21 protein-coding genes are annotated in these 26,293 nt (G+C 68.5%); 12 read left to right on the top strand and 9 right to left on the bottom strand.

The features are described from left to right. Window positions 1-35: 35 nt before the first annotated feature. Window positions 36-1,559 (bottom strand): fibronectin type III domain-containing protein, encoded by a 1,524-nt coding sequence (locus ACIA12_RS11560; RefSeq protein WP_396366843.1) that lies wholly within the window; start codon window positions 1,557-1,559, stop codon window positions 36-38. 154 nt (window positions 1,560-1,713) lie between these two features. Next, the gene (locus tag ACIA12_RS11555) at window positions 1,714-3,921 is read right to left on the bottom strand and encodes a LamG-like jellyroll fold domain-containing protein (protein ID WP_396366842.1); all 2,208 of its coding nucleotides are present in this window, start codon (window positions 3,919-3,921) and stop codon (window positions 1,714-1,716) included. 276 nt (window positions 3,922-4,197) lie between these two features. Here ACIA12_RS11555 and ACIA12_RS11550 point away from each other — a divergent pair, with 276 nt between their 5' ends. Both ACIA12_RS11550 and ACIA12_RS11545 read left to right on the top strand, forming a co-directional pair. After that, window positions 4,198-5,844, top strand: a complete 1,647-nt coding sequence (locus ACIA12_RS11550; RefSeq protein WP_396366841.1) for a Wzz/FepE/Etk N-terminal domain-containing protein — start codon at window positions 4,198-4,200, stop codon at window positions 5,842-5,844. A gap of 10 nt (window positions 5,845-5,854) precedes the next feature. Further along, entirely contained in the window at window positions 5,855-7,150 is a 1,296-nt protein-coding gene (locus tag ACIA12_RS11545; RefSeq protein ID WP_396366840.1) for an O-antigen ligase family protein, read from the top strand. Window positions 7,151-7,153: 3 nt separating this feature from the next. On the opposite strand, the gene ACIA12_RS11540 is transcribed toward ACIA12_RS11545, so the two are convergent. The 3 genes from ACIA12_RS11540 to uxaC form a co-directional block, all read right to left on the bottom strand. Further along, entirely contained in the window at window positions 7,154-8,683 is a 1,530-nt protein-coding gene (locus ACIA12_RS11540) for a right-handed parallel beta-helix repeat-containing protein (RefSeq protein WP_396366839.1), read from the bottom strand. A gap of 45 nt (window positions 8,684-8,728) precedes the next feature. Beyond that, on the bottom strand, window positions 8,729-9,169 hold the full coding sequence (locus ACIA12_RS11535; protein WP_396366838.1) for an SRPBCC domain-containing protein: 441 nt from the start codon (window positions 9,167-9,169) through the stop codon (window positions 8,729-8,731). An 80-nt stretch (window positions 9,170-9,249) separates the two neighbouring features. Beyond that, complete coding sequence (gene uxaC / locus ACIA12_RS11530; RefSeq protein WP_396366837.1) at window positions 9,250-10,656, bottom strand: glucuronate isomerase; 1,407 nt, start codon at window positions 10,654-10,656, stop codon at window positions 9,250-9,252. A 172-nt stretch (window positions 10,657-10,828) separates the two neighbouring features. On the opposite strand from uxaC, the gene ACIA12_RS11525 reads away from it, so the two are divergent. From ACIA12_RS11525 to ACIA12_RS11515, 3 genes are read left to right on the top strand one after another with little or no spacing between them, the layout of a single operon-like run. Continuing rightward, the gene (locus ACIA12_RS11525) at window positions 10,829-11,824 is read left to right on the top strand and encodes a LacI family DNA-binding transcriptional regulator (RefSeq protein ID WP_396366836.1); all 996 of its coding nucleotides are present in this window, start codon (window positions 10,829-10,831) and stop codon (window positions 11,822-11,824) included. 2 nt (window positions 11,825-11,826) lie between these two features. Beyond that, the gene (locus tag ACIA12_RS11520) at window positions 11,827-12,768 is read left to right on the top strand and encodes a sugar kinase (RefSeq protein WP_396366835.1); all 942 of its coding nucleotides are present in this window, start codon (window positions 11,827-11,829) and stop codon (window positions 12,766-12,768) included. Further along, complete coding sequence (locus tag ACIA12_RS11515; protein WP_396366834.1) at window positions 12,765-14,267, top strand: mannitol dehydrogenase family protein; 1,503 nt, start codon at window positions 12,765-12,767, stop codon at window positions 14,265-14,267. The genes ACIA12_RS11520 and ACIA12_RS11515 overlap by 4 nt, the downstream gene beginning before the upstream one ends. An 85-nt stretch (window positions 14,268-14,352) precedes the next feature. Here ACIA12_RS11515 and ACIA12_RS11510 read toward each other — a convergent pair whose 3' ends face one another. Together ACIA12_RS11510 and ACIA12_RS11505 are read right to left on the bottom strand one after the other, a co-directional pair. Continuing rightward, window positions 14,353-16,065, bottom strand: coding sequence for a right-handed parallel beta-helix repeat-containing protein (locus ACIA12_RS11510; protein WP_396366833.1), 1,713 nt, complete (start codon window positions 16,063-16,065; stop codon window positions 14,353-14,355). 293 nt (window positions 16,066-16,358) lie between these two features. Then, window positions 16,359-18,083 (bottom strand): right-handed parallel beta-helix repeat-containing protein, encoded by a 1,725-nt coding sequence (locus ACIA12_RS11505; protein WP_396366832.1) that lies wholly within the window; start codon window positions 18,081-18,083, stop codon window positions 16,359-16,361. Window positions 18,084-18,177: 94 nt separating this feature from the next. Between ACIA12_RS11505 and ACIA12_RS11500 the strand changes: the two genes are divergently transcribed. The 5 genes from ACIA12_RS11500 (at window position 18,178) to ACIA12_RS11480 (ending at window position 22,498) form a co-directional block, all read left to right on the top strand. Continuing rightward, on the top strand, window positions 18,178-19,401 hold the full coding sequence (locus ACIA12_RS11500; protein WP_396366831.1) for a glycosyltransferase family 4 protein: 1,224 nt from the start codon (window positions 18,178-18,180) through the stop codon (window positions 19,399-19,401). A gap of 325 nt (window positions 19,402-19,726) precedes the next feature. After that, window positions 19,727-20,146 (top strand): adenylyltransferase/cytidyltransferase family protein, encoded by a 420-nt coding sequence (locus ACIA12_RS11495; RefSeq protein WP_396366830.1) that lies wholly within the window; start codon window positions 19,727-19,729, stop codon window positions 20,144-20,146. Continuing rightward, window positions 20,143-20,892, top strand: coding sequence for a CDP-alcohol phosphatidyltransferase family protein (locus tag ACIA12_RS11490; protein ID WP_396366829.1), 750 nt, complete (start codon window positions 20,143-20,145; stop codon window positions 20,890-20,892). Before ACIA12_RS11495 ends, ACIA12_RS11490 begins: the two co-directional genes overlap by 4 nt. Then, a complete protein-coding gene (locus ACIA12_RS11485; protein ID WP_343980900.1) occupies window positions 20,892-21,308 on the top strand; it encodes an adenylyltransferase/cytidyltransferase family protein in 417 nt (138 codons plus the stop codon). The genes ACIA12_RS11490 and ACIA12_RS11485 overlap by 1 nt, the downstream gene beginning before the upstream one ends. Next, entirely contained in the window at window positions 21,308-22,498 is a 1,191-nt protein-coding gene (locus tag ACIA12_RS11480; RefSeq protein ID WP_396366828.1) for a glycosyltransferase, read from the top strand. The genes ACIA12_RS11485 and ACIA12_RS11480 overlap by 1 nt, the downstream gene beginning before the upstream one ends. A gap of 33 nt (window positions 22,499-22,531) precedes the next feature. On the opposite strand, the gene nadA is transcribed toward ACIA12_RS11480, so the two are convergent. Continuing rightward, window positions 22,532-23,722 carry a quinolinate synthase NadA gene (gene nadA, locus ACIA12_RS11475; RefSeq protein WP_396367160.1) on the bottom strand — a complete coding sequence of 397 codons (1,191 nt, stop codon included), beginning with the start codon at window positions 23,720-23,722 and terminating at the stop codon, window positions 22,532-22,534. Between the two features lie 100 nt (window positions 23,723-23,822). Beyond that, window positions 23,823-24,485 carry a deoxyribonuclease V gene (gene nfi / locus ACIA12_RS11470; protein ID WP_396366827.1) on the bottom strand — a complete coding sequence of 221 codons (663 nt, stop codon included), beginning with the start codon at window positions 24,483-24,485 and terminating at the stop codon, window positions 23,823-23,825. A gap of 88 nt (window positions 24,486-24,573) precedes the next feature. On the opposite strand from nfi, the gene ACIA12_RS11465 reads away from it, so the two are divergent. Together ACIA12_RS11465 and ACIA12_RS11460 are read left to right on the top strand one after the other, a co-directional pair. Then, entirely contained in the window at window positions 24,574-25,668 is a 1,095-nt protein-coding gene (locus tag ACIA12_RS11465) for a glycerate kinase (RefSeq protein WP_396366826.1), read from the top strand. A gap of 186 nt (window positions 25,669-25,854) precedes the next feature. After that, a complete protein-coding gene (locus ACIA12_RS11460; RefSeq protein WP_343980883.1) occupies window positions 25,855-26,232 on the top strand; it encodes an iron-sulfur cluster assembly accessory protein in 378 nt (125 codons plus the stop codon). The last annotated feature ends 61 nt before the right edge of the window (window positions 26,233-26,293 follow it).

Below are 26,293 nucleotides of genomic sequence, written 5' to 3'. Positions count from 1 at the left end.
GCCGCCTGGTGCGGCCGAGAGTCACATGCCCGGGCTCACTTCACCTTCACGGCGATCGCCGGGCCCTTCATGATGTTTCGTCCGTCGTGGATCTCGACGTGGTAACTGACCGACTGGCCGGCCTTGACGCCCTTGTCGACGACCGTGATCGTCTTGCGCGGCTGCCAGTAGTACGTGGTGAGCTTCTGCGAGCTGATGTTGGTCGCCCCGCGGAACACGTTGTAGGTCAGAGTCAGGTTGTCCAGGTCGTAGCTGTCCTTGAAGCTGACGGACACCTGGTTGGTGACCGCGGTCGACACGGTCGGGACCTTCGGTGCCGCCGGATACGCGCCCCCCGCGGCGTTGGTGAACCGGGTCAGGCCCTGCTGGACCTTGCCGTTCACGTGCAGGAAGTCGCCGCCGACCCACAGGTCGTTGCCGCCGGACGCGAACGCCAGCGGGCCGACCTTGGTGGTGCTGTTCGGGTTGGCGTCGGTGTTCGGGAACCACGGCCCGATCTTGCCGTCGATGCCGCTCTCCACGAGCAGGTAGTGGGTGCCGGTCCCGTCACCGAAGGCGCCGCTCGAGCTGCAGTTGTGCGCGTGCGAGCCCTTGTAGACCCAGTTGCCGATCGCCTTGATCGCCTCGGTCGCGCCCAGGCACTTGTTCTGCCACAGCAGCTTGCCGGTGGCTGCGTCCGCGGCCAGTACGCCGTCGTAGCAGCCGCTGCCGTCGCCGCCGTTGGAGACGAAGACCTTGGTGCCGAGCGTGTCGATGTCCTTGACCCGGGTGGTGCAGCCGAGCGTCGGCTTCGGGATCGCCGCCGCGGCGGGGAAGGCGAAGGCGTTGCCGCGGCCGTTGTCGACCATGGCCAGCGAGTAGTGGTCCTTGCCGTTGATCTTGGTGAACGGTCCGCCGACGAACACCCGGGTGCCGTTGTCGGACAGATCGATCGCGTACACCTCGTCGTCGGCGTTCGGGTTCCACGGCAGCAGGTCGCCCTGGATCAGCCGGACCGCGGCCAGGTGGTTGCGGACGGTGTTGTCGACCCGGCCGAACGAACCGCCGAAGAAGACGCTGTTGCCGAAGATCGCGATCGCCTTGACCCGGGTCGCGACCGACGCGTCCCAGGCGGAGACCAGCCGGCCGGTGGCCACGCTGAACATCGCGATGTGGTTGCGCTTGATCCCGTTCACGGTGGTGAAGTCACCGCCGATCACGACCCACTTGGCGTCCGGGCTGGTCGCGATGGCGTAGACGGCGCCGTTCAGCTTCGGCGCGAACGCCAGCGGCGCGCCGGTGGTGCGGTTGAAGGCGGCGACGTAGGTGCGGACCGCTTCGCCCTGACCGGCCGGCTTGCCGGGCTGCCGGATCCGGGTGAACAGGCCACCGGCGTACACGACGTTGCCGGCGGTCGCCAGCGCGTTCACGCTCGAGTTGGTCTGCCACGACAACTGCTTGATCGCGGACACGGCGGAGCCGAAGCCGCCGTTGGCCGCTTGTACGGGTGGCCCGGACGGGATCAGGGCCGCGGCGAGCACGGCGGCGACCGTCACAACTGCCAGAACTAACTTCTTCATCAACTTCCTTAGGACTGGGCGGGGGGAAAGTCCATCAGCGTCCGTAACCTAGCGCCGGTGGGAACCCGACTGGAAGGCAGGCTCCCACCGGCGTTATGACTTTGTGCTATGAACGCTTGACCGTCCGCTCAGCGTGCGCGTCGGCGCGGCTGGATCAGCCCGCGTTGTAGTGAGCCGTGACCTGGTCCGCGGTCAGCGCGTACGGGTAGACCGCCGCCTCGTCGATGACCATTCCGGTCTGGGTCGCGCCGCCACCCGACCAGCTGCTGGTGGTGTCGTTGCCGACCCGCCACCAGCCGTAGTACAGGGAGGCCTGCCCGATCGTCTGGCTGCCGGCCAGCACGCCGTCGACGTACAGCTTCATCGCGCCGTTGTCGTAGGTGCCGACCGCGTGGTGCCACGCGCTGTTGTTCTTGTTCGACGCGCTGTTGATGGTCCGCTGGCTGCCGTCGTTGACACCGAAGGTGACCTGGCCGTTGGAGCGCAGGTACAGCATCCGGTCGTTCAGGCTGCTGTTGGCCGTCTTGGAGTTGCCGAAGCCGATGATCCGGCCGCCCTTGAGGAAGCCCTGCTTGAACCAGGCCTCGACGGTGAACTGCTGCGGCATGCTGTACGCCTTCTCGCCGACCATCTTGCCGTTGCTCGCGCTGATCGTCGCCGCCGTGTTGCCGCTCACCTTGCCGGCCGTGCCCAGCGTCATCCCGCTGAAGGTGCCGTTGTTGCTCTGGCCGGACGAGTCGACCGAGGTGGTCGTGCCGGCCGCCTCGCCGAGCCGCCAGTACGCCTGCGGCCCGTCGGCGTTGATCAGCTGGTCGTACGCCGTGCTCGCGGTGCTCGCCACGGTCAGCGGGTCGGAGTAGTTGCCGCGGATCGTCGTCGTGCCGTCCGTGACCTCGACCCGGTAGTTGGTCACTTCACCCGGCGTGACGTTGGTGTCGGTGTAGTGGAGCCAGGGCTTGTCCCACGGCGTCGACTTGACCGTCCAGGTCGCGATCGTGGTGTTGCTGAAGCCCTTCAGCAGCCGGTACGTGAGCGTGCTGTCGTCGTTGTCCCCGACCGTGGGGAAGTGGATCTGGACGACGCCCGGCTGGACGGAGTACGGGAGCAGCTTGGCCGGCTTGGCCGGAGCGGCGCCCGGGGCCGCGTTGGTGAAGCGGGTCAGGCCCTGCTGCCCGACGCCGTTGGTGAGCAGGAAGTCGCCGCCGACCCACAGGTCCGAGCCGCCGGTCGCGAACGCCAGCGGGCCGACCTCGGTGGGCGGACCGGCGTTGGTGTTCGGGAACCACGGGCCGAGCTTGCCGTCGACCGGGTTCTGGGTGAGCAGGAAGCGGTACCCGAAGCCCTGCGGGAAGCCGCCGGCGCCCTGGTTGGCGCAGTCGTGCGCGTGCGAACCCTTGTAGAGCCAGCCGTTCACCATCTTGACCGCCTCGGTGGCGCCCAGGCACTGGCTCTTCCACTTCAGCGTGTTGGTCGCGATGTCGACCGCCCAGGTGCCGTCGAAGCAGCCGCCGCCGTCACCGCCGTTGCCGAAGTACACGGTGTCGCCGCTGGTGTCGATGGTCTTGACCCGGGTGGTGCAGGAGCCGTTCGGCGGCGGGACCGCGCTCGCGCCCGGGAAGGGCAGGACCGCGCCGGTCACCGGGTCGAGGCTGGTGACGGTGTTCTGGCTGGTGCCGTTGACGGTGCTGAACTGGCCGCCGGCGTACGCCTTCGAGCCGTCGTCGGCCACGTCGACGGCGTACACGTCGCCGTTGGTGGCAGGGGCCCAGGGCAACAGGGTGCCGGTGTCAGCGGTGACCGCGGCGAGCCGGAGCCGGTCCTCGCCGTTGACGAGCCCGAACGAGCCGCCGAAGTACACGGTGCTGCCGGAGACGGCGATCGACTTGACCCGGTACGAGACCGAGGGCTTCCAGTTCGCGACCAGCGCGCCGGTGGCGGTGTCGAAGGCGGCGATCCGGTTGCGGGTCTGGCCGTTGACGGTGGTGAAGTCACCGCCGACGAAGATCCGGGAGCCGTCGGCCGAGGCGGCCACGGCGTACACCTGGCCGTCGAGGACCGGGTTGAACGACGCGACCAGGTTCCCGGTGGTCGAGTCGAAGGCCGCCAGGTACGCCTGGCCGACCTCGTTGCTGCCGAGCGGTGAGCCCGGCGGCCGGACGCTGGTGAACCGTCCACCCGCGTAAGCTTTTCCAGCGGCCACGGCCAGTCCCTGGACGCTGGCGTTGGTCTGCCAGACCGGGCTGTCCTGCGCCGAGAGCGAGGCCTCGATGCTCTGGGCCGACGGTGCGAGCACCATGATGCCGGCCCCCGCCAGCAGTGCTCCGACAGCGCCCAGGCGCGCGAAAAGCCATCTCTTCTTCATCGTGCGGTGTCCCCCCTCGGACAGGCGCCATCCCCGGCGCCTTACAAGTGATTCCCGTTTTTCGTGATCCCCAGAATTCCCCCGAGACAGAGTAGGCCACACAAAGTGAGCTTTGACCAGTCACCGAATGGTTGTCTTCGGCGAGTTGCCGGCTTTCGTCACGGTGCGTGAACGTTGCCGACGATTGCCGCTCCGGTGTGGTGATGCCTATATCCTGTCCCCGGCAAGGAGCCGGTCACCTCGCGTGACCAAGGGTTGGGAAGTTGGGGGACCGGAATGGAACCGGGCACTGTCGTCTGGCGGGACACCGCGCAGTCACTGCTGAGGCACAAGTGGCTGATCATCGGATGTGTTCTGCTCGGGATCGGCGGTGCCGCCTTCTTCTCGCTGTCGCAGACCGTGCGCTGGACCGCGTCCAGCCAGGTGGTGATCGGCCCGGCCGTGCCGCCGGCCCTGGTCGGCAACCTGCCCACGGGCACGGACAAGACCGGCCCGCTCGGCCTCGACCTGCCGGCCGAGACGCAGGCGCGGGTGATGGCCAGCCCGGCGATCCTGCGCGAGGTCGCCAAGTTCCTGCAGATGCCGACCACGGACGACTCGATCCAGTCGCTGGCCGGCGTGACCCGGGTCAAGGCGGTCACCGACAACGCCTACCTGATCACCATCGACGGCCCGACCGCCGAAGAGGCGGTCCGCCGGGCCAACGCGATCGCCCAGATCTACCTTGCCCAGCGCAGCCGGGAGGCCAAGAACCTGCTGGTCACGCTGGCCAGTCAGGCCACCGACCGGGCCAAGACCGCGAACGCGCAGTCGAAGGCCCTGGTCACCCAGATCAACGAGGCGCAGGGACGTGGCGACACGTCCGGCGCGAGCTCGCTGCGTGACCAGCGCGTCGGCCTGGCGACCGAAGCCCGGCAGGCCGCCGATGAGGCAGCCGCGATGAACAAGGCGCTGACCGGTGTCGGCGCGAGCAGCACGCTCGTCACGCCGGCCACGGTGGACACCGCGTCGTCGTCACCGTTGGTAGCGCGCGACATCACCGTCGGCGCGATCCTCGGCCTGGTGCTCGGGTTCGGCCTGGCCTTGCTCAGCACGCATCTCAGCCCGTTCATCCTGACCCGCGACCAGGCGGCCCGCTCCGCCGGTGCTCCGGTCATCACCACGGCGATCGGCTTCCGGCGGTACCGGCTCGGATTCCGCTTGCGGTTCTGGCTCCGCGCGACGCCGCAGCTGCCGGCCGCGGAGACGATGGCACTCGGCACCGAGGCCAGTGGCGCGCTGGCCCGGCGCGAGCTGAACCCCAAGGGCATCGGGGCGAGCGGCGCCGGCGCTTTGCTGGTCGTGTCCGCCTCGCCCAACAGCAACACGGCAGGAATCGCGCTGGCGATGGCCGAGGCGAGCGCGCGCGACGGTCGCGAGACGCTGCTGGTGCTCGCCGATCTGCGCAGTGCCCCGGTGCTCTCGCACGTCACCGACCACGAGGGCCTGAGCGATCTCGTCGCCGAGCCGGCACCCACTCGGGCAGTACGGGCTCGCAAGATGTTCCGGCCGGGCACGGTGGCGGATCTGTACGTCCTGCCTCCTGGGCTGACTCACGACGAGGCGGCGCTGGCCGTCGCGCCGTCGCTGGTGCCTGGCATCGTGGCGGACCTGCCGCCGGGGTATTCGGTGGTCGTCCACGGCCAGGCCTCGCGCGGAGGGCACGGGATCACGCCGCTCGCATCCGCCGTCGACGCGTCGGTGCTGGTGGTACAGGTCGGTCAGGACAAGGAGACGGACCTGACCCGGCTCACGGCGGCTCTGCGATTCGCGGGGGCGCCGGTGCTCGGCGTCGTACTGATCGGTGCTTCGAAGCACGACGAGACGCTGGGGATCCCGGCGAACTTCACCCCGGCCGAGACGTCCGCTCTCCCGCTGCGCTGATGGTGCTGGGATGACGCTGACGGCACCGCCCGTGCCGGGGACGATCGAGGAGTCGGACAGCACCAAGGCCGGCTGGCTCTGGATTGCCATGTGGTGCCTGCTGGTCCTCGGGGTACAGCCGTGGACCTCTCGGGCCGCGGCGCCGCAGGGGTCGACCGGGTCGACCAACAGCCTGATGAAGGGCGTGCTGCTCGGTGCGATCTTCCTGATCTGCCTGGCGGCGACGAAGCCGGGATTCCGGACTCGCTCCAGCCCGGCGACCACGATGTACGTCGTCTACACGCTCTTCGCGACGGCGACGGCGTTCCTGCTGGCCGAGCCGGGCGGCCCGCTGCTGCGGCTGGCGCGGCTGCTGATCGGTCTGGTGCTGCTGCTGATGCTGTGGCGGCCGTTGATCCGGGTGCCGGAGCGGTTGATCCGTGCGCATCTGGTCGCGCATCTGCTGCTGGCGCTCACGGTCGTGCTCAGTGTGATCTGGCGGCCGACGGTGGCGTGGCGGCCGCTGACGTCGTTCGGCAGCGGGTACCGGCTGCAAGGTGTGCTGATCCCGATGCTGCCGCCGCGGGTCGGTGAGGTCGGCGCGCTGCTGCTGGGGTTGGCGATCGTCGCGTTCTTCTCGCGGAAGTTGTCGTTCATACCGGCCGGCGCCTTGATCGGTCTCGGCGTAGTACTGGTCGCTGCCAGCCGGACCCGGACGGCCGCCGCGGCGATCGCCGTCGGTCTGGTGCTTGCGCTGTTCCTGACCCGGAAGACCTGGCTCGCCCGGATCGCCTCGGTCTCCGTGCCGGCCCTGATGGGGCTGGCCTTCCTGGTGATTCCGACGCTGCACAACTGGTTGCTGCGGGGGCAGGGGACCAAGCAGATCAGCTCGCTGAGTGGCCGGACCACGAGCTGGCACTACGTGATCGACGAAGAGGTCTCACTGCAGACCGCCATCATCGGCCACGGCCTCGGCAACAAGCGCGTCCTGCTGCGCCGGGGCGAGGGCGACATCGACGTGATGGCCATCGACAACAGCTGGCTGAGCCTCTACTGGGAGACCGGCCTGCTGGCGGTCACCATCGTCGGAATCGCCTTCATCGTCGCGTGGATCTCGGTCCTCCGGGCCCCGACGCCCTATGTCAAGGCCAGCGGCGCCCTGTTGCTCGGCTACGTCTCGGTGGCCTCCCTCAACGAGAGCGGCCTGTCCGACCTGAGCTCCATGACGCTGCACCTATTAGTGGCAGCCGCAGTCTGCGACGCAGACCGAATGAGAGCCAAGGCCCATCCACCCCCACCAAAACCCCCAAAACCCCGCTGGGTCTGAGGCTCAGCTGGAGATGCTGTCCTTGTCGAAGCCGGCGGCTTGCCACTGCTCCCAGGTCATCGTCTCGCCGCGGTAGGCGAACCGCTCCGCCTGCCGGCCGCCGATCCGGTAGCTGTTCCGGCTGAACCGGATCGCGCCGTCCGCGACCGGCGACTCCTTGTTCTCCACCACGCCCGTACTGGCCGTCTTCTCGTCCATCACCACCTGGTTCGCCTCGATCAGCACGTCCTTCAGCACGTACTGCCCGCGCGGCCCGTCACCCCGCGTCCGCGACTGGATCGCGATCCCGTTGCGGTTGCCCCTGATCAGATTCCCCACCACGGTCACCCCGGCGGACGTGTTCACGTTGATCCCACCGCCGTCCCACAGACTCGGCCCCGACCCCCGCCCGGTCCCAAATCCGTTGCCTTCGACAACATTCCCCGAGATCTCCGCCTGATAGCTGATCTCGTACCGGATCCCGTCGGCAGCGTTGTCCCGGATCCGGTTCCCGGCGATCAACCGGTCGTACTCCGCGATGTCGCTCCACATCCCGATCCCGCGGTTCGCCACGATGTCGTTGCCCGACACCTCACCGGACGACCGGGTCGACTTGATCCCGCCCGACTCCCAGTCCGCGATCCAGAAGCCATCCGTGTTGTTGCGAGTCACCAGGTTCCCGGTCAGCTTCACATCGGCCGAGTGGTACTGCCCGATCCCCAGCTGCCCGTTGTCCGCAACGGTATTGCCGCTGACCGTGGCCCGATCGCCCTCGATCACCATCACCCCGACCGCATGGTTCCAGCGCACCTCGTTGGCGACGACCTTCCACCCGGTACCGACCTGCAGCGCGCCACCTTGCGGCAGACTGGCAAAGTGCTCGATCGTCAGCCCGCTGACTGTCACATCCCGCGCCGAAGCCGTGATCGCCGTCCGCGTCCGCGACAGCTCCACGTCCTTTCCGGCCGGATCGTCAGCCAGGTACAGCGCATTGGCCTGGTAGTCGCCGTAGAAGGTGCCGGTCTTGAGCTCGTCGAGACTCATCACCCGAGTCAGATGCACGCCGTCGACGAAGATCTGCTCACCGAGCTGACACGGATTGGTCTTCTCGTCCTCGCACTTCCCCTTCAACTTGTACTGCGCGGGCAACACGTTCCGCGCGACCCAGCGTCCGCCTTCGGCCTGCCACTGGCTCAGCCGCACCGACCCGGTCAGCACCGCGCCTTCGCTGCTCGCCAACGTCGTTGCGTCCGCGGGCCGGATCGCCCGCGCGATGCGGTGCAGCCCCTTGCCGAAGCAGAACGTCTTGCTGTCCGGATTCGCATCGATCACCTGCTGCGGATCCGTGTTTGCCGGAATCGCCACGCCAACACACTTGGGCGCGGTCACCGGCCCCGTCGGCCCGAGCTTGGTACTCGCCGCTGCCGGAGCCGCCGTCGGCAGCGCGACCGTCGGCTCACTCGGGTCCGGTACCGCCGCCTTGTCGTCCGTACATCCGGCCAGCAAGAAGACGGCCAGCACAATACCGCTCGCCGACGTGAACCCGCGTCCCATCGATTCCCCCACACAGCCGACCCCAGAAGTTGCCCAACTATAGGTTCACCACGGATCGGGTAGCCCCGCGCCCGTGGTGATCAAGCTGTGCAGGCTGCCGTTGACGTAGTGCCGCCAAGCCGTCGAGCACGCGCCGAAGCACTCGACGTCCGGGATCAGCCCAAGGTGAGTGAACCGGAGCTCAGTGCCGTCGGCGGTTCCAGGCAGGATGTCGAACACGATCTGGCTGCCGGTCCACTCGCCCGGCTCCGAGACGAACGCCAGCTTGCTGTCCACGACCTGCCAGGCCACGCGCCGACCCGGCTCGAGCTCCGCCACGCGTTGCAGGCTGTAGTGCTGGGGGAGGTGCCGGTAAGCGAACTCGGCCCCGACCTCGTCCGCCCGCCCCTCGATCTCCCCGGTCCACCAGGCTCCTACGTTCACGACGGCGGCGTAGACCTCCTCCGCGGACTGCTGGACGGTGAAGGACGTCGAATAGTCAGACATGGTTGATCTCCTCTTATGCAACAATCGGTTGCACGAGAGTAGATCAGCTCTGGCGGAATGCGCAACCATCGATTGCGAATTCAGTGCATGTAGGTGGCGCGGGCGAGGTTGTAGGCGAGGTCCTGGGCCACCTGGAAGGCGTCGTCTTCCTCCAGCCGGTGTTCGACGACGAGCTTGGCCAGGTAGCCGGCGTCGATCCGGCGGGACAGGTCGTGGCGGGCCGGGATGGAGAGGAAGGCGCGGGTGTCGTCGACGAAGCCGGAGGTGTTGTAGAAGCCGGCTGTCTCGGTCACCAGGTCACGGAACCGCCGCATGCCGTCGGGGCTGTCGAGGAACCACCAGGGTGCGCCGAGACGCACCGACGGGTAGACACCGGCGATCGGCGCGAGCTCTCGCGAGTACGCCGTCTCGTCGACGGTGAACAGCACCAGCCGGAACCCCTCGGCGTGCCCGAATCTCTCCAGCAGCGGCCGCAGCGACCGGGTGAACTCAGTGGCGACCGGGATGTCATGCCCTTGGTCCGGCCCGTACGTCCCGTGGATCCCCGAGTGATGATCGCGCAGGACGCCGGGGTGGAGCTGCATCACCAGCCCGTCCTCAGCCGACATCGCGGCCATCTGGAACAACATGTGCCCGGCGAACGCGGCCGCGTCCTCCGCCGACACCTCGTCGCGCAATGCGGCCTCGTAGATCCGCGCGGCCGCCGAGTCGTCGAGCGGCAGCGCAGCCGCGCTCAGGTGTCCGTGATCCGTAGCCAAGGCGCCGGCCGCCACGAACGCCTGCCGCCGTTGCCGCAGCGCGTCCAGATATCCGGCGTACGACGACGTGTCGACCTCGGCCCGTACTCCGAGGTCGCGCGCCAGCCGGCTCCAGCCTGGCCGGTCGAGGTGGACGACCGCATCCGGGCGGAAGGTAGGGATCACCCGGCCGGGGAGTTCAGCGGCGAGCTTGGCATGCTGCTCCAGGTCGTCGGTTGCCGCGTCGGTGGTGGAGATGACCTCGATCCTGAAGCGGTCGAGCAAGGCGCGCGGCCGGAACTCGGGCTCGGCCAGCCGGGCCGAGATCTCGTCGTACAACTCGTCAGCGGTCTCCGCGGACGGTGCGACCTTCAGCCCGAGTACCTCGGCGAACTCGTGCTCCAGCCAGTACCGGCTCGGAGTGCCGAGGAACAGGTGCCAGTGCGAGCAGAACTCCCGCCAGATGTCGCGCGGTTCCGCGGTCCGTACGCCGTCGCGGCGCGGCAGCCCGAGCCGGTCGGGGGAGACGCCTTGGGAGACCAGCATCCGGGTGACGTAGTGATCCGGCACCACCAGCAGGTCGGCCGGATTGCCGAAGGCCTCGTCGCTCGCGAACAGTCCGGCGTCGACATGCCCGTGGAAGCAGAGCAGCGGCAGGCCCTTCGTGGACGCGTGGATCCGGCGAGCCACGTCGCGCGCCTCGCCGGCGGGAAGGGCGCGGTCCGGGTGCGGCTGCAGGGCCTTCGGCATGAGTCCTCCGGGAGAGTCGGTTTGCAACACAGTCTGAAAAGCATTGCAGCCGGTGCAACGCTGGCCAGCAAGGAAAATACCGGGGTGATTCGATGACGCCAGGGCCAGCTTGACACAGGATTGCAACCGATTGCAGACTCAGTCCACGGCCCGAGACCCGCGGAGGTGGCAGATGCCGGCGACCATTCGCGACGTGGCCCGACTGGCCGGAGTGTCGGCCTCGACCGTGTCCCGCGCGCTCTCCCTGCCGGACGTGGTGAACGCCGCGACCCGCAGCCGGGTGGAGCAGGCCGCGGCGCAGCTCGGGTACCAGCCCAACAAGGCGGCCCGCGGCCTGATCACCGGCCGGACCGGCAACATCGGCCTGGTCGTCCCGGACCTGGCGAACCCGTTCTTCCCGAGTGTCGTGAAGGGGGTCCAGGCGCGGGCGCGGTCCAACGACATCGCTGTCTTCCTCGCGGACACCGACGAGGACGCGACGGCAGAGGTCGGCCTGGTTCACGCTCTGGCCAAGCAGGTCGACGGGCTGATCCTGTGCTCGCCGCGGGCCGGCGACGAGGAGCTGGTGGCGGTGGCCCAGGAGACGAAGGTCGTCCTGGTGAACCGGCTGGTCGACGGTGTTCCCGCCGTCACGTTCGACAACGGCGGCGGGATGCGGCAGGCGATCGCCCATCTGGCCGCGCTCGGCCATCGCAGAATCGCCTGGGTCGGCGGGCCGGCCACCTCGTGGTCGAATTCGCAGCGCTTCATCGGGCTGCACGCCGCGGCGGTGGAGTGCGGCGTGCAGTTGGTCCCGGTCGGGCAGTTCGCTCCGACGTACGAGGGTGGGGTGGCCGCCGCGGACCAGGCCGTCGCGACGGGGGCGACGGCCGTGGTGACGTACAACGACCTCGTGGCGATCGGGTTGCTGGCCCGGCTGCACGCGCGGGGGATCGAGGTGCCGGGGGAGCTGAGCGTGCTCGGCATCGACGACATCGCAATGGCCGGCATGTCCCGGCCGGCGCTCACCACGGTCCGGCTTCCCACGCAGAAGGCCGGTGCACTCGCCGTCGAGCTGCTGCTGGAGCTCCTCGACAACCCCACCGAGGATCCCGGCGCGGGGCCCGGCCGCCGGGTTCTGCCGGGTGAGCTGATGGTTCGGGACTCCACCGGCGTGAGAAGGGCGTAGTCATGGCGATCCCCGACGTACTCGTGATCGGCGAGATCCTGGTTGAGCTGAGTTCGACCGAGCCGCTGGACGCGGGGACCACGCTGACGCTGAACTTCTCCGGTGACGCGCTCAACTCGGCCGCCGCGGCCGCTGCCGCGGGGGCGCACACGGCGCTGCTCGCCAGGGTGCCCGACGATGAGCTGGGCGACCGTCTGCTCGAACGAGTGGTTGCTCTGGGCATCGATACCTCCCAAGTACTCCGGGTGCCGGGGCAGCACGGTCTCTACCTGCAGCACGCGGACCCGTCGGGGGCGCGGGAGTTCGCCTATGTACGGCGGGGCAGCGCGGGCTCTGGGCTGGGGCCGGGCGACGTACCGCTCGACCTGGTTGCCAGGACCGGCGCAGTGCTGGCGAGTGGGATCGCATGCGCCATCTCTCCGCTGTCGGCGAAGGCGGTGCGGGTTGCCGCGTCCACCTCGCGATGCTTCGTCTACGACCCCAACTGGCGACCACGCCTGGTCAGTGCTGCGGGTGCCGGCGACCACTTGCGGGCCCTCGCGCAGTACACGCGGCTGGTCACGCCTGGCTGGCCGCACGAGGCGCAGTTGGTCACGGACGCTACTGACCCGGTTGCGGCCTGCGCTGCCATCAGGGCGCTTGGAGTAGACGCAGTCGCCCTGACTCGTGGCGGCGATGGAGTGTTGCTGGACGATGGCGGCCGCATTGTGGAGGTGCCGGTCATCCCGGCGCCCTCAGTTGTAGACCAGACCGGTGCGGGTGATTCGTTCGCGGGCACGGTGACGGCGCGGTTGGCGCTCGGTGATGGGCTGGAGGACGCGGTCCGGCTTGGTGTGGCGGCCGCCTCGCTGTCGGTCAGTGGACTCGGCGGCACCGGACACGTAGCCACTCTCGAGGAGACCCGGGCCCATGCGGCCAACGGAGCAGCGGAGGTATCTGCATGACCGCCCGACTCAGCCTGACCACCCTCCCAGCCGGCCAGCGGCCGATAGCGGAGCCGGACAGGATCGGCATCGTCCACCTCGGGCTCGGCGCCTTCCACCGGGCCCACCAGGCCGTCTTCACGGAACAGGCGGCGATCATCACCGGAGAGACCGGCTGGGGGATCAGCGGTGTCAGCCAGCGCTCAGCCACCGTTCGCGAGCAGCTCGCCCCACAGGACGGCCTGTACTCCGTACTGACGCGTGGCCCGGGTGACCCCACCGTCCGGGTGATGGGCAGCATCCGCGAGGTGCTGACAGCGCCGGAGGATCCGGGGGCGGTAGTTGCCCGGATCGCGGATCCGGCGGTCTCGGTGGTGACGCTGACGGTCACGGAGAAGGGGTACCGGGCGGCGGTACAGGGTGGGCTCGATCTCACCGACCCGGAGATCCAGGCCGACCTCGCCGGGCGGGCGCCGAGGACCGTGGTGGGGCAGTTGGCGGCGGGGCTGGTTCGGCGAGGTGAGTCCGGGGCCGGGCCGTTGACGGTGCTGTCCTGCGACAACTTGGTGGCCAACGGCCCCTTTCTCCGTCGCTTGATGGAGGACTACGTAAGAGCATTACCTGAGGCCAAGAATTTGATCGAACAACTGGAGATCGCGCGGTTTCCGGCGAGCATGGTGGATCGGATTGTGCCGGCTACCACCGATGCTGATCGGGAGGAGGCCGCGGGGCTGCTCGGAGTACGGGATGAGGCGGTGGTTGTCGCGGAGCCGTTCCTGCAGTGGGTGATCGAGGACGACTTTGCCGGTGCGCGGCCCGCGTGGGACAAGGCTGGGGCGATTCTCACGGGTGATGTCGCGCCGTGGGAGCAGGCGAAGCTCCGGATGCTGAACGCGACGCACTCGATGCTCGCGTATCTGGGTGCGCTGCGCGGGTACGAGACGATCGCCGAGGCGGTGCGGGACGAGCAGTTGGCGGGGCTCGCCAACGAGTTGATGACCGCGGACGTGATCCCGACGCTGACCCCGCCGGAGGGGCTTGACCTCACGGCGTACGGGCAGAGTGTGCTGGAACGCTTTGCAAATCCGGCGCTGAAGCACCGTACGGCGCAGGTGGCGATGGACGGATCGGTCAAACTTCCCGTCCGGCTGCTCGGCACCATCCGCGACCGCCTCGCCGCCAACGCGGAACCCCGACTGGCTGCCCTCGCGGTCGCCGCGTGGATGGTCTACGTCGCTGGCGGAGTAGATGCCAACGGCAACCCTCTGAAGCTCGACGATCCCCAGGCAGCCAGACTCCAAGAAACCCTCGCCGACGCCGGCATCACCCCAGGACACCGCTCTGGCGGAGCCGCCGTCCAGCGCGGCTCCGCCGCGGGCAGCGGGATCGCCCTGGGCGCCGCGCCCGCTGCTGTGGTTGGCGCGTTGCTGGGGGTCGAGTCGATCTTCGGCGAAGACCTTCGGGACAACGCGGTCTTTCGTGGGCTGCTGGTCGATCAGGTCGGCGGTCTCACCGAGTAGAAGCAGCGGCCGTCGCGAGATGCTGCTCGCGACGGCCGCCACCTGTGCCCGGCAACCCCTGGGAGAAGCGGCCGGGCGATCGGGGTCAGCCGGTGGTGAACTGGCTGTCGGTGTCGAGGCCGGCGGCCTTCCATTCGGCGGCGCTGAACCACTGGCCGAACTTCTGGAAGCGGTCGGCCGTCAGGCTGTCCAGGACGTAGGTGTTGGACTTGAGCAGGACCTCGCCGGTGGGGATCGCCGCGCCCGAGTTCTGCACCATGCCGGTCGAGGTTTTGCCGCCGCGCATCGTCACCTTGTTGCCGGTGACGATCACGTCGCGCAGGACGTTCAGCCCCCAGGGACCGTTGCCGCGGGTCCGCGACTGGATCGAGATGCCGTTCACGTTGTCGCTCAGCACGTTGTTGCGGACCGTCACGTTGGTCGACGTGTTCACGTTGATCCCGCCGCCGTCCCACAGCGACTGGCCCGAACCGCGCCCGGTGCCGAGCCCGTTGCCGGTGATCGTGTTGTTCTCGATCACCCCGTTGCGGCCGATCTCGTAGCGGATCCCGTCCGCGGCGTTGTCGATGATCTGGTTGTCGCTGAACACCCGGCCGTCGTCGTAGGCGTCGCTCCACAGCCCGACGCCGCGGTTCTCCTTGATCAGGTTGCCGGTGACGGCGCCGTTGGTCGACCAGGTGGTCTTGATGCCGCCGGACTCCCAGTCGGCGATCCAGAACCCGTCGGTGTTGTTGCCGCTCACCTCGTTGCCGACGATCCGGCCGTTGGTGGTGCTGTACTGGCCGACGCCGAGCTGTCCGTTGGACCGGATCAGGTTCTTGTCCAGCACCGCGCCGTCCGCGTTGACGAGCATCGCGCCGACTGCGTGGTTCCAGCGGATGTCGTTGGCGAAGACCCGCCAGCCGCTGCCCAGTACGACGGCGCCCGACTGCGGCGTCGAGGCGAAGTGCTCGACGGTCAGCCCGACGATGGCGACGTTCGTCGCACCCGACTGGATCGCGGTCGGCGTCTTGGACATCTCCACCGACTGGCCCGACGGGTTGTCGCCCAGATAGACGGCGTTGGCAGCGTAGTCGGCGTAGAAGGTGCCGGCGGCAACCTTGTCGCGGGACTTCACCCGGGTCAGGTGCTTGCCGTTCAGGAAGAGCTGTTCCCGCAGATAGCAGATGTTGGCGGCGTTGTCCTCACACTGCCCGGACATCCCGTACGCCGCCGGCAGCACGCCTCGCGTCACCCAGTCGCCGTTGTCCGCGGTCCAGCTGGTCAGCGGGATCGACCCGGTCAGCACGGCGCCCTGGTCGCTGGCCAGCGTCGAGTTCGCCTTCGGCTGCAGAGTGCGGTTGATCCGGTGCAGACCGGCCGAGAAGCAGAAGGTGGTACCGGTCGGGGCCTTGTCGATCACGTCGGCCGCGTTCTGGTCGGTACCGATCGTGGTGCCCTTGCACTCCGGGGCCAGCGACGGGCCGGCCGGGAACGCGCCAGGTGGCAGCGGGGTGGTCGGCGGCGCGGTCGGTGTCTGCGTCGGCGTGGCGGTGGGCTTCGTGGTGGTCGGCGTCGCAGTCGGGGTGGCGGAGGTGGCTGTCGGCGTGGGCGTCGGGGCAGCCGTGGTCGGCGCGCTGATGGTCGGGCTCGGCGTATGCCGGGGCGGCCACGGCTTGTGCGGCCGGTCGCCCGGCAGGACGCCGGACTTGTCCTGGCCGAACGCGGACGCCATGTTGGTCCGCGTCCCGGCCACGATCCCCGTCAAGGCGACCGCACCGGCTGCCGCGACGCAGATGATGGTCACTGACTTCTTCACTGACGACCCTCCGGGGGTTGGGTACCTATTTCTGCACCCCCCTGGTGCGGCCTTCCCCAGAAGACTACTACTAGCGGTAGTCGTGGCAATACGCAAATGGTTGCGCATGCCCCCCAATGCCGACCAGGCCTCCCTGCACGCAGGGATATCGGCATTCTTCCGAGTCAGTTGCCCCAGGCGTGCCGAGGTTGATATCGGCACACTGTTGCTGGGTGCATCAATTGCGCTCTGTCATCGAAACTGCGCTCCGTGATGCTTGCCCGGGGCATCGGGCTCGGGAGTGTCGTACCGGCTCAGCTCGTCGAGAAGCTCCCTGCGGTGTCGAGGCCGGCACTGCGCCAGCCGATGGCGGTGAGCTTGGTGCCGAACTTGCTGAACCGCTGCGCGGCCAGCTTGTCCAGCAGGTAGGTGTTCGCGCTGAAGGTCAGCTGCCCGGCCGGGACCTCGGCACCCGAGTTCTGCACCATGCCGGTCGCCTGGGTGCCACCGGTCATCCCGATCGTGTTGCCGGTGACGTGCACGTTGCGCAGCAGGTACCGGCCCCAGGGACCGTCGCCGCGGGTCCGGGACTGGATCGAGATGCCGTTGACGTTGCCCGACACGGTGTTGTTCCGGACCGTCACGTTCGACGAGGTGTTGACGTTGATCCCGCCGCCGTCCCACAGCGACGTACCGGAGCCGCGGCCGGTGCCGAAGCCGTTGCCGGTGATCGTGTTGTTCTCGATCACGCCGTTGCGGCTGATCTCGAACCGGATCCCGTCGGCCGCGTTGCCGGTGATCTTGTTCGAGCTGATCGTCCGGCCGTCGTCGGCGACGTCCGCCCAGAACCCGACGCCCTTGTTGGAGCGGATCAGGTTGGCGCTGACGGTGCCCGACGAGCGGGTCGACTTCATCCCGCCCGATTCCCAGTCGGCGATCCAGAAGCCGTCCGTGTTGTTGTAGGTGATCACGTTGCGGGTGACGTTCGCCTTCAGCGAGTTGTACTGGCCGAGGCCGAGCTGCCCGTTGTGGTGCACCAGGTTGCGGTCGACCTTGGTGTTGTTCGCCTTCACCAGCATCAGGCCGACCGACTTGTTCCAGCGGACCTCGTTCGCCTTCACGGTCCAGTTGGGGCCGGAAACCAGCGCGCCGGCCTGGGCCGGGCTGGCGAAGTGCTCGATGGTCAGCCCGCGGACGGTGACGCCGGGCTGGTTCGACTCGATCGCGGTCGCTGTCTTGGACATCTCCACCGCGTGTCCGGCCGGGTTGCTGCCGAGGTAGATCGCGTTGGCGGCATAGTCGGCGTAGAACGTGCCGGCCTTGACCGCCGCCAGCGAGGCGACTCGCGTCAGGTGAGTACCGCCCAGGAAGACCTGCTCACGCAGCGAGCAGATGTTCGCCTTGTTGTCCTCGCACTGCCCGGCCTTGCCGTACGCCGAGGGAAGCGCACCGCGGTTGACCCAACGAGTGCCTGACTTGGCCCAACTGGTGAGCGGCACCGAGCCGGTCAGGACCGCGCGGGCGGAGCTGGCGATCGTCATGTTCGCCTTCGGCCGGATCGTCTGGCTGATCCGGTGCAGGCCGGAGGCGAAGCAGACCGTCGAGCCGGCGGGCTGTGAGTTGACCACGGCCTGGGCGTTCTGGCCGGGCTTGATCAGTACGCCGCTGCAGGGACCCGCGACGGCCGGCCCCGCATCGGTCTCGCCGATCGCGGGCTCGGTCTTGGTGGGTGGAGTCTCCGGGACAGCCGTGGTCGTCTTGCTGGGAACCGGCTTCTTGCTGGGGACAACCTTCTTCGGCGGTGCGACCGTCGGTGGCTTGCTCGAGACGGTGCCAGGGGCCTTGCTCGGCTGCGCGGTCGGGTGTTTCGAGGGGAGGACCGCTGAGCCGGACGGACCGTTCTGGGCCGTTTCGCGTGACTTGTCGGCCGATGCCGCGTTCTTGTGATGAGAGATGACCGGGTAGGCGACTGTAACGATGGCCAGCGCCGTGGCGATAAGGGCAGCGAATAGCACCCTTGTCGACTTGATCCTGCTCAAAGCACCCTCCGGGTGTCTCGGCGCGCGGTTGTTCATCCCCAGGTGCGGCCTGTCAAGTACCAGTTGTCACCACCGCGGGACTTAAGGTGGTGTCATGCGGGTCGCCATGTTGCACAACCGTTACCGTTCGGGTCAACCCAGTGGCGAGAACACCGTGGTCGATCAAACGGCTGATCTTTTGCGTAGTTCAGGACATGATGTTGAGCTTTACGCGCGGCACAGCGACGACATTGCGCAAATGAGCCGAAAAGATCGCGCGCTGTTACCGGTCCGCTCCGTATGGTCATTCGCCGCCGAACGCGATTTAACATTCCGATTGCAATCGGCGCGTCCGGACATCGTGCATGTGCACAACACCTTTCCGCTGCTCAGCCCTTCGGTACTGCGGGCCGTGGCCCGTCAGGACCTTCCGATCGTTGCCACGCTGCACAACTTCCGGCTGATGTGCGCCAACGGGGTGCTGCAGCGCGACGGCGGCCCCTGCGAGTCCTGTGTCGGCAAGATCCCGTGGCGTGGCGCGGTCCACGGCTGCTACCGCGACTCCAAAGTGCAGAGCCTGCCGCTCGTCGCGGGGATCGCCGTCCACAACACCCTCCACACCTGGCAGCGGTACGTCACGACCCTGATCGCGCCGTCGGAGTTCGTCCGGTCCCGCTATGTCGCCGGTGGGTTCAACGCCGACCGGATCGTGGTGAAGCCGCACGCGGTCCCGCACGACGGGGCCGTCCGGGAAGGTGCGGGGGAGGGCGTCGTCTTCCTCGGGCGGCTGACCGAGGAGAAGGGCTTCGCCGATCTGCTGACGGCCTGGGATGCGTCGCTGGGGGAGCTGAAGGTCATCGGCGACGGTCCGCTGCGGGCTCAGGCGGACGAGCGCGCTGCCCGCGACCCGTCGGTGAAGGTGCTCGGCGCGCTGCCGTGGGCCGAGTGCATGGAGGTGCTGCGGTCCGCGCGCGCCGTCGTCGTACCGGCGCGGTCGTATGAGACGTTCGGACTCGTGGTGATCGAAGCCTTCGCCAACGGCGTCCCCGTGGTGGCCTCCAGGATCGGGGCGCTGGCCGAGCTCGTCGACGACGGCGAGACCGGTGCGCTGGTGGCTCCGGGCGACACGGAAGAACTCCGAAAGGCCCTGGGGTTGCTCACCGAGCCGGCGACTTCGATAGCCTTCGGCCAACGAGCACGCCAGGTCTATCTCGACCGCTTCACTCCGGAGCGCGACCTGGCGGCCACGGAGAGGATCTACACCGATGCGATCGCGCGGCACGCGGCCGACCCACGAACAGGCCCGCGCAGCCCAGCACGCGGTCCGGCGGATAGCTAGGGCGCGCCGAGCGATCTCGCGCGTGCTGCGCGGCGCTCGGCGAGCACCTCGCGGCACTGGAGCGAAGGCCACGATGCCAGAGCATCGAGACCTTCACTCCAGCACCCCGAGGCACTTCGCCGAGCACCTGCTCGCTACTGCGCGAGATCGCTCGGCGCGCCCTAGGCGAGTGGCGATTACCCGGTGTAAGGTCAGCGCTGACGTGGGGGGTCACGTCGGTCACTGGTGGGGTCCGGTTGTCGGGATGTTCGCCAGGAGTTCGTCTTTCAACTCGCCCGGGGGGCGACGGGGCAGGGTCCGTGAGGGCTCAGTGGGGGAGCACAAGGTGCCGCAACGCGTCGGCTGTTTGATCGGGGTCTTCGACCTGTTCCACGTCGGTCATCTCGACGTGCTGGAGCAGGCGAAGCAGCAGTGCGACCACCTCGTCGTGGGCGTGCTCACCGACGACTGGGCCGCGGACGCCTGGGGCGCCCGGCCGTTCGTGCCGATCGTCGAGCGGGCGCAGATCCTGGAGCAGTTGCGCTGCGTGGACGAGATCGTCGTGGTGGACGGCGCCGAGGCGGTCCATGAACTCGCCGACGCCATCGTTTTCGCCGCCGACGGTACGGACGGAGTGCTGGGTCCCGACGAGCTGGACGGGATCCCGGCCGGCCGGGTCAGCGTGCTGGTGTCCGGACGCGGTTCCCGAAGCCAGATCCTGCGCGCCGCGATCGACCAGCGGCAGTCGCGCAGCTCGGTCGCATGAGCCGGCGCTCCATCGGAGACGTCGTCGGCGAGCTGTCGCGCGCGCAGAAGCCGTCCGCCGGCACTCCGGCGTACTCGCGCTTCGTCAACCGGCGGATCGGCCGGTACCTGGCCGCCGGCGCGTTCCTGGCCGGCCGGACGCCCAACCAGATCAGCCTGACGAGCGGGTTCTGTTCACTCGTCGGCATCGTTTTGCTGGCCACCGTCGAGCCGAGTGCCCCGCTCGCGCTGGTGGTGACCGTGATGCTGGTGCTCGGGTACGCGTTCGACTCCGCCGACGGCCAGCTGGCCCGGCTGCGGGGTGGCGGCTCGCCGCTGGGCGAGTGGCTCGACCACATGATCGACTGCGTCAAGATCGCCTTGCTGCACAGTGCGGTGCTGATCTCGTTCTACCGCTTCGATGCCTTCAGCAACGAGTTGGTGCTGCTCATCCCGCTGGCGTACCTGTGCGTCTCGGCGGTGCTGTTCTTCGGGCTGATCCTGATCGACCAGCTCCGCCGCCGGCATGGCGCGAGCACCGCAAACGTGCGGGGCGACTCCGTGCTGAAGTCGTTGCTGATAGCACCGACCGACTACGGCGTGCTCTGCCTGGTCTTCCTCACCTTCGGCTGGCCGAGGCTGTTCGCCGGCCTGTACGGCGTACTGCTGGCCGCGAACCTGCTCTTCCTGGTGGCCGCGATCGCCAAGTGGTACAGGGAAATGGCCGCGTTGCAGCCGGCTCCGCGCAGCACCGGGGTGAACGGCTGATGGGCGTGATCGGGTATGCGCCCGGGGTCTACGACATGTTCCACATCGGCCACCTCAACATCCTGCGCCGGGCCAGCGAGCACTGCGACTACCTGATCGCCGGCGTGGTCGAGGACGACGTGGTCACCAAGATCAAGGGCCGTCCGCCGGTCGTTCCGCACGACGAGCGGATGGAGGTCGTCCGGGCGATCGGCCTGGTCGACGAGGTGGTCAGCGACTGGTCCAGCGACAAGTTCGAGATGTGGAAGCAGTTGCGCTACGACGTGCTCTTCAAGGGTGACGACTGGAAGGGCACCGAGAAGGGCCTGCGGCTGGAGAAGCTGCTCGGTGAGGTCGGTGCCAGCGTGCACTACTTCCCGTACACGGCCTCCACGTCCAGTACGGATCTCCGCAGGCTCCTGGAGGGGACGCTCTGATGTCGACCCGGCCGAAGATCCTGCTCAGCGCCTACGCGTGCCGGCCGAAAGGTGGATCCGAGCCGGGCGCGGGCTGGGCCTGGGCGAAGGCTGCGGCGCGTGATCACGACGTCTGGCTGATCACCCGCGGCAAGTTCGCGCACGAGATCACCGAGGAGCTGGCCGTCCGGCCGATTCCGTCGCTGACGGTGGTACCGCTGGAGCTGCCGAAGTGGCTGCTGAAGCTTCGTCGCCGGCATGCGGACGTCTACTGGTACTACCCGCTCTGGCAGAAGCTGGCCGGGCGGACGGCTGCTCGGCTGCATGCCGAGCACTCCTTCGACGTCATTCACCACCTGACGTTCGCGACCGACTGGATGCCCGCTGGGGTCGTCCAGGAGTCGACGGCGAAGGTGATCTGGGGTCCGGTCGGCGGCTCGACCACGGTGCCGTTGTCGATGGCGCACTGGCTGGGCTCGAAGGGTCTGGTCAACGAGCTGGTACGCCGCGGCTACACCGGCCTGATGCGGCGACTGGTCGGCCGCAAGCACGCCGAGCGGGCCGACCTGGTCGTTGCCCAGAACAAGGATGTCGCCGAGTACTTCGGCAAGTACGCGCGTGAGGTGACCGTCCAGCCGAACGTCGCGATCAGCCGGTTCGCCGCCGCCTGCGGTCCGCGTGAACCGTACGGACCGGCCGGGGTGAAGACTGCCGTGTTCGTCGGCCGGATGATCCCGTGGAAGGGCCTGCTGATCGCGATCAGCGTGCTGGCCCGCCCGGAGGCCGCTCAGTGGGAACTTCGGGTGATCGGTGACGGCCCCGACTGGCGCCGCGCGGAACGGCTGGCGGAGGAGCTCGGAGTACGGGACCGGGTCGAGTTCGTCGGCCAACTCCCACGGGAGGAAGTACTGGCCGCCTTCCTGCGAGCCGAAGCCATGCTCGCCCCCGCCATGCGGGAGGCCGCCGGCTGGGCGGTCGCCGAAGCCTTGGCCAGTGGTTGCCCGGTCGTCTGCATCGACCGAGCCGGGCCGTCGGTCATCGTCTCGCCCGAGGACGGCGCCGTCGTCCCCTTGCAGGGCGACGTGGTGGGCGGCCTCGCCAAGGGGTTGGCTTCGCTGAAGGGTCGCATCGAACCCGTCAACCGCTGGGCTCCCGAACGCCTCCCCGACGTCCTGGCAACCTGGTACAGCACGACGCGGGTGCCGCACTAGACCTGTACCCCGGAGTACAGGTCTGGAAAGCCTTCAGTCCCTGGCGGTTTTGCCGGGGAGGGCGAGCATGCGGTCGAGGGCGATCTTGGCGTACTTCTCGGTGTCGGGGTCGACCTTGATCGGGTTGACGACGTGGCCGGCGACGAGGTTCTCCAGCGTCCAGACGAAGTGCGGCAGGTCGATGCGGTTCATCGTGGCGCAGTAGCAGACCGTCTTGTCGAGGAAGACGATGTTCTTGTCGGTGTGCTGCTTGGCCAGCCGCTGGACCAGGTTGAGCTCGGTGCCGACGGCCCACGAAGTACCGGGCTCGGCCTTGTTGATGGTGTCGATGATGTACTCCGTCGAGCCGACCAGGTCGGCCTTCAGGACCACCTCGTGCTGGCACTCGGGGTGCACGATCACGTTGACGCCGGGGACGCGGCTGCGGACGTCGTCCACGGAGGCGGCGGTGAAGCGGCCGTGCACCGAGCAGTGCCCGCGCCACAGGATCATCTTCGCCTTGGCGAGCTGCTCCTTGGTCAGGCCGCCGCCTGGCTTGTGCGGGTCGTAGACGACGCACTCGTCGAGGCTGATCCCCATCTTCTGTACGGCGGTGTTGCGCCCGAGGTGCTGATCCGGCAGGAAGAGCACCTTCTCGCCCTTCTGGAAGGCCCAGTCGAGGGCGACGTCGGCGTTGCTCGAAGTACAGACCGCACCGCCGTTGCGGCCGCAGAACGCCTTGATGTCGGCGCTGGAGTTCATGTAGGTGACCGGCACGGTGACATCGGCGATCCCGGCGTCGGCGAGGGCGTCCCAGGCCGCCTCGACCTGCTGGATCCGGGCCATGTCGGCCATCGAGCAACCGGCCGCGAGGTCGGGCAGGATCACCGTCTGGTTGTCGTTGGTGAGGATGTCGGCGGACTCGGCCATGAAGTGCACGCCGCAGAACACGATGTACGGCGCGTCCGGCCGGTTCGCCGCGTCGCGCGCGAGCTTGAACGAGTCACCCGTGACGTCGGCGAACTGGATCACCTCGTCGCGCTGGTAGTGGTGACCGAGCACGAAGACCTGGTCACCGAGCGCGGCCTTGGCCTTCAGCGCCCGCTCGACGAGGTCCGGGTCGGAGGCCGGCGGCAGCGCGCCGGGGCACTCCACCCCGCGCTCCGAATGTGGGTCGGTGTCGCGGCCCAGGAACAGCAACGGGAGAGACTTCGAACCCTCTGCAATGGTGGTCACGGCATCCATCGTGCCACGCGCCAGGCCTTCGATTTCATGGTCCACGTCACTGCCCAGCATGCGAAATCATGTGCACGAAAGCACAAGCACGAACGCTTGCGCGAAGCGTTCACTCCTCGCGAGCAACCGCTCGCCGACAGGCTCGATCAGCCGCCCGGGTCGTCTCCGGCAACCGGTACTTCGGACTCAGCTGGACTGTGTGGGCAATGGCGTTCGCCAGGTCGACGCGATGGCCGACCGACACGAACACCGGCTTGACCGCCTTCTGCGTCCGGACGACCGCACCGACCACCTCACCATCCAGCGCTAGGTCAGAGCAGGACCCGCGCTCGGCGGCAGGCGGTGAGAAGGTGCCGACGAAGGCGTTCTTGGCCACCCCGATCGTGGGCAGACCAGTCAGTACGCCGAGATGGCAAGCCAGCCCGAAACGCCGCGGGTGGGCGAGGCCTTGGCCGTCGCAGACCAGGAGGTCTGGGGTGATGGTCAGTTTGGCGAGCGCGTCGAGCAGCGCCGGGATCTCCCGGAAGGCGAAGAGCCCGGGGACGTAGGGGAAGGTTGTCCGGCCCAGGACGATCGAGCGGTCGACCTCGGTGAGGGTCTGTCCGTCGAGTACGACGATCGCGGCGGCCAGGTCGTCTCCGTCGTAGGCGACATCCAGTCCTGCGACGTACCGGGTCTTGCCCGGCGCTGGGCCGGGTCCGGTCGTGTCCACCTGCCCCCGGAGCGCTTCCTGCACCGCGATCGCCTCAGCTGCTGTCGTCGGCCAGTCCACGCCGCGGAGGCTACCGCGCCCAGGCGGGTTGTCCGGGGATGGGCTGGGTGGGGGCGGGGTGGCGCGGGGGTAGGGGAGGATGGGCGGCATGCGCGTGCTGATTGCTCCGGACAAGTTTGCTGGGACGTTGACGGCCGTTGAGGCTGCGGCTGCGATCGAGGAGGGGTGGCGGCGGCGGGATCCGGAGGCTGTGGTGTTGGTGGCGCCGATGGCTGACGGAGGGCCTGGGTTCATCGACGTGCTGGCGGCTGTGGTGGATGGGACGCTGCTGTCGGTGACCGTGCGGGGGCCGCTGGGGGAAGAGGTACCTGCGACGGTGCTGGTCGCGGGGGAGACCGCCTATATCGAGACCGCGCAGGCGTGTGGGTTGCATCTCATTGAGCCGGCGGATCGGCGGCCGGAGGACGGGTCGACGTACGGGGTGGGGCAGTTGATCGGGTCGGCGGTGGATGCCGGCGCCAAGCGGATCATCCTGGGGCTCGGTGGGTCGGGTACGAACGACGCGGGCGCAGGGCTGCTCGCGGCGCTGGGGGCGACCTCCGAGGGTGGGAGTCTCGAGGCGGGCGCCACGGGGCTCGCGACGCTGACCGCGGTGGATCTGGAGCCGGCGCGGAGCAGGCTGGCGGGAGTCGAGTTCGTGGCCGCGAGCGATGTCGAGAACCCGATGCTCGGGTTGCGTGGCGCGACCAACATCTTCGGTACGCAGAAGGGCATCGCCGACGAGCGGAAGCCCGCGGTCGACGGGTACCTGACGCAGTTCGCCGAGCTGGCCGGGCGGAAAACGGCTGATCAGAAGGGCGCGGGGGCTGCCGGCGGACTCGGGTACGCGCTGTTGCTGCTCGGCGCCGAGCGGGTCTCCGGTATCGACCTGGTCGCCGGGCTGACCGGGCTGGAGACGAAGGCGAAGCAGGTCGATCTGGTGCTGACGGGTGAAGGCGCGTTCGACTTCCAGTCGCGCGACGGCAAGGTCATCTCGGGTGTGGCGAAGGTCGCGAACGACGCGATGCGGCCGTGCGTGGTGCTGGCCGGGAAGGTCCAGATCGGTGCCCGCGAGATGCGCACGATGGGGGTCGAATCGGCGTACTCGCTGGTCGACGCGGTCGGCGAGGAGCGCGCCTTCGCCGACCCGCACGGCTCCCTGGCGACCGTCGCCGAGCGAGTCGCCCGCACCTGGGCCCGCTGAAAACACCCGGTATGCCGTGCGCCGGGCTGGTCTCAGGGGTGAGGCGTGGAGTTGAGTCCTGAAAATGGTGTGCGACCATGGGAATGGTTCGAGACCGGCTGATGTTGGCTCGAATGACAGCGGACTTTCCGCGCGTGGCCGCCTGCCCAAAGCGGCCGGGCGCTCATGAGATGACTGGAGTCAGGAATGACTGAAGCGCAGACCGAGGCAGTGCAGACCACGGAGGGCACCACGACGGGCAGCGGCATCCTGCTGACCGATGGCGCCGCCGCCAAGGTGAAGGCGCTGCTGGACCAGGAGGGCCGCGACGACCTGGCCCTGCGGGTCGCCGTACAGCCGGGCGGTTGCTCCGGGCTGCGGTACCAGCTGTTCTTCGACGAGCGTCAGCTCGACGGCGACGTGGTGACCGACTTCGGTGGCGTCAGCGTCGTCACCGACCGGATGAGCTCGCCGTACCTCAAGGGCGCGTCGATCGACTTCGTGGACACGATCGAGAAGCAGGGCTTCACGATCGACAACCCGAACGCGACCGGCTCCTGCGCCTGCGGCGACTCGTTCAACTGAGCTAACCCCAGAGCCCCGCTCACCGGTACTTCGGTGAGCGGGGCTTCGGCATGCCCGGGAA

This window comes from Kribbella sp. NPDC051620, assembly GCF_044453825.1.
Lineage (GTDB): Bacteria > Actinomycetota > Actinomycetes > Propionibacteriales > Kribbellaceae > Kribbella.
The sequence above is the reverse complement of the archived record's forward strand: the minus strand, read 5'-3'. Positions and strand labels throughout refer to the sequence as shown.

What these genes read in the sequence shown, in the direction of transcription:
- uxaC (WP_396366837.1), bottom strand. Translation starts at nt 10,656, where the DNA reads ATGCCGAAGGCCCTGCAGCCGCACCCGGACCGCGCCCTTCCCGCCGGC.
- ACIA12_RS11525 (WP_396366836.1), top strand. Translation starts at nt 10,829, where the DNA reads ATGCCGGCGACCATTCGCGACGTGGCCCGACTGGCCGGAGTGTCGGCC.
- ACIA12_RS11515 (WP_396366834.1), top strand. Translation starts at nt 12,765, where the DNA reads ATGACCGCCCGACTCAGCCTGACCACCCTCCCAGCCGGCCAGCGGCCG.
- ACIA12_RS11465 (WP_396366826.1), top strand. Translation starts at nt 24,574, where the DNA reads ATGCGCGTGCTGATTGCTCCGGACAAGTTTGCTGGGACGTTGACGGCC.
- ACIA12_RS11550 (WP_396366841.1), top strand. Translation starts at nt 4,198, where the DNA reads ATGGAACCGGGCACTGTCGTCTGGCGGGACACCGCGCAGTCACTGCTG.
- ACIA12_RS11485 (WP_343980900.1), top strand. Translation starts at nt 20,892, where the DNA reads ATGGGCGTGATCGGGTATGCGCCCGGGGTCTACGACATGTTCCACATC.
- ACIA12_RS11540 (WP_396366839.1), bottom strand. Translation starts at nt 8,683, where the DNA reads ATGGGACGCGGGTTCACGTCGGCGAGCGGTATTGTGCTGGCCGTCTTC.
- ACIA12_RS11520 (WP_396366835.1), top strand. Translation starts at nt 11,827, where the DNA reads ATGGCGATCCCCGACGTACTCGTGATCGGCGAGATCCTGGTTGAGCTG.
- ACIA12_RS11555 (WP_396366842.1), bottom strand. Translation starts at nt 3,921, where the DNA reads ATGAAGAAGAGATGGCTTTTCGCGCGCCTGGGCGCTGTCGGAGCACTG.
- ACIA12_RS11490 (WP_396366829.1), top strand. Translation starts at nt 20,143, where the DNA reads ATGAGCCGGCGCTCCATCGGAGACGTCGTCGGCGAGCTGTCGCGCGCG.
- ACIA12_RS11535 (WP_396366838.1), bottom strand. Translation starts at nt 9,169, where the DNA reads ATGTCTGACTATTCGACGTCCTTCACCGTCCAGCAGTCCGCGGAGGAG.
- ACIA12_RS11500 (WP_396366831.1), top strand. Translation starts at nt 18,178, where the DNA reads ATGCGGGTCGCCATGTTGCACAACCGTTACCGTTCGGGTCAACCCAGT.
- ACIA12_RS11460 (WP_343980883.1), top strand. Translation starts at nt 25,855, where the DNA reads ATGACTGAAGCGCAGACCGAGGCAGTGCAGACCACGGAGGGCACCACG.
- ACIA12_RS11480 (WP_396366828.1), top strand. Translation starts at nt 21,308, where the DNA reads ATGTCGACCCGGCCGAAGATCCTGCTCAGCGCCTACGCGTGCCGGCCG.
- nadA (WP_396367160.1), bottom strand. Translation starts at nt 23,722, where the DNA reads ATGGATGCCGTGACCACCATTGCAGAGGGTTCGAAGTCTCTCCCGTTG.
- ACIA12_RS11560 (WP_396366843.1), bottom strand. Translation starts at nt 1,559, where the DNA reads ATGAAGAAGTTAGTTCTGGCAGTTGTGACGGTCGCCGCCGTGCTCGCC.
- ACIA12_RS11545 (WP_396366840.1), top strand. Translation starts at nt 5,855, where the DNA reads ATGACGCTGACGGCACCGCCCGTGCCGGGGACGATCGAGGAGTCGGAC.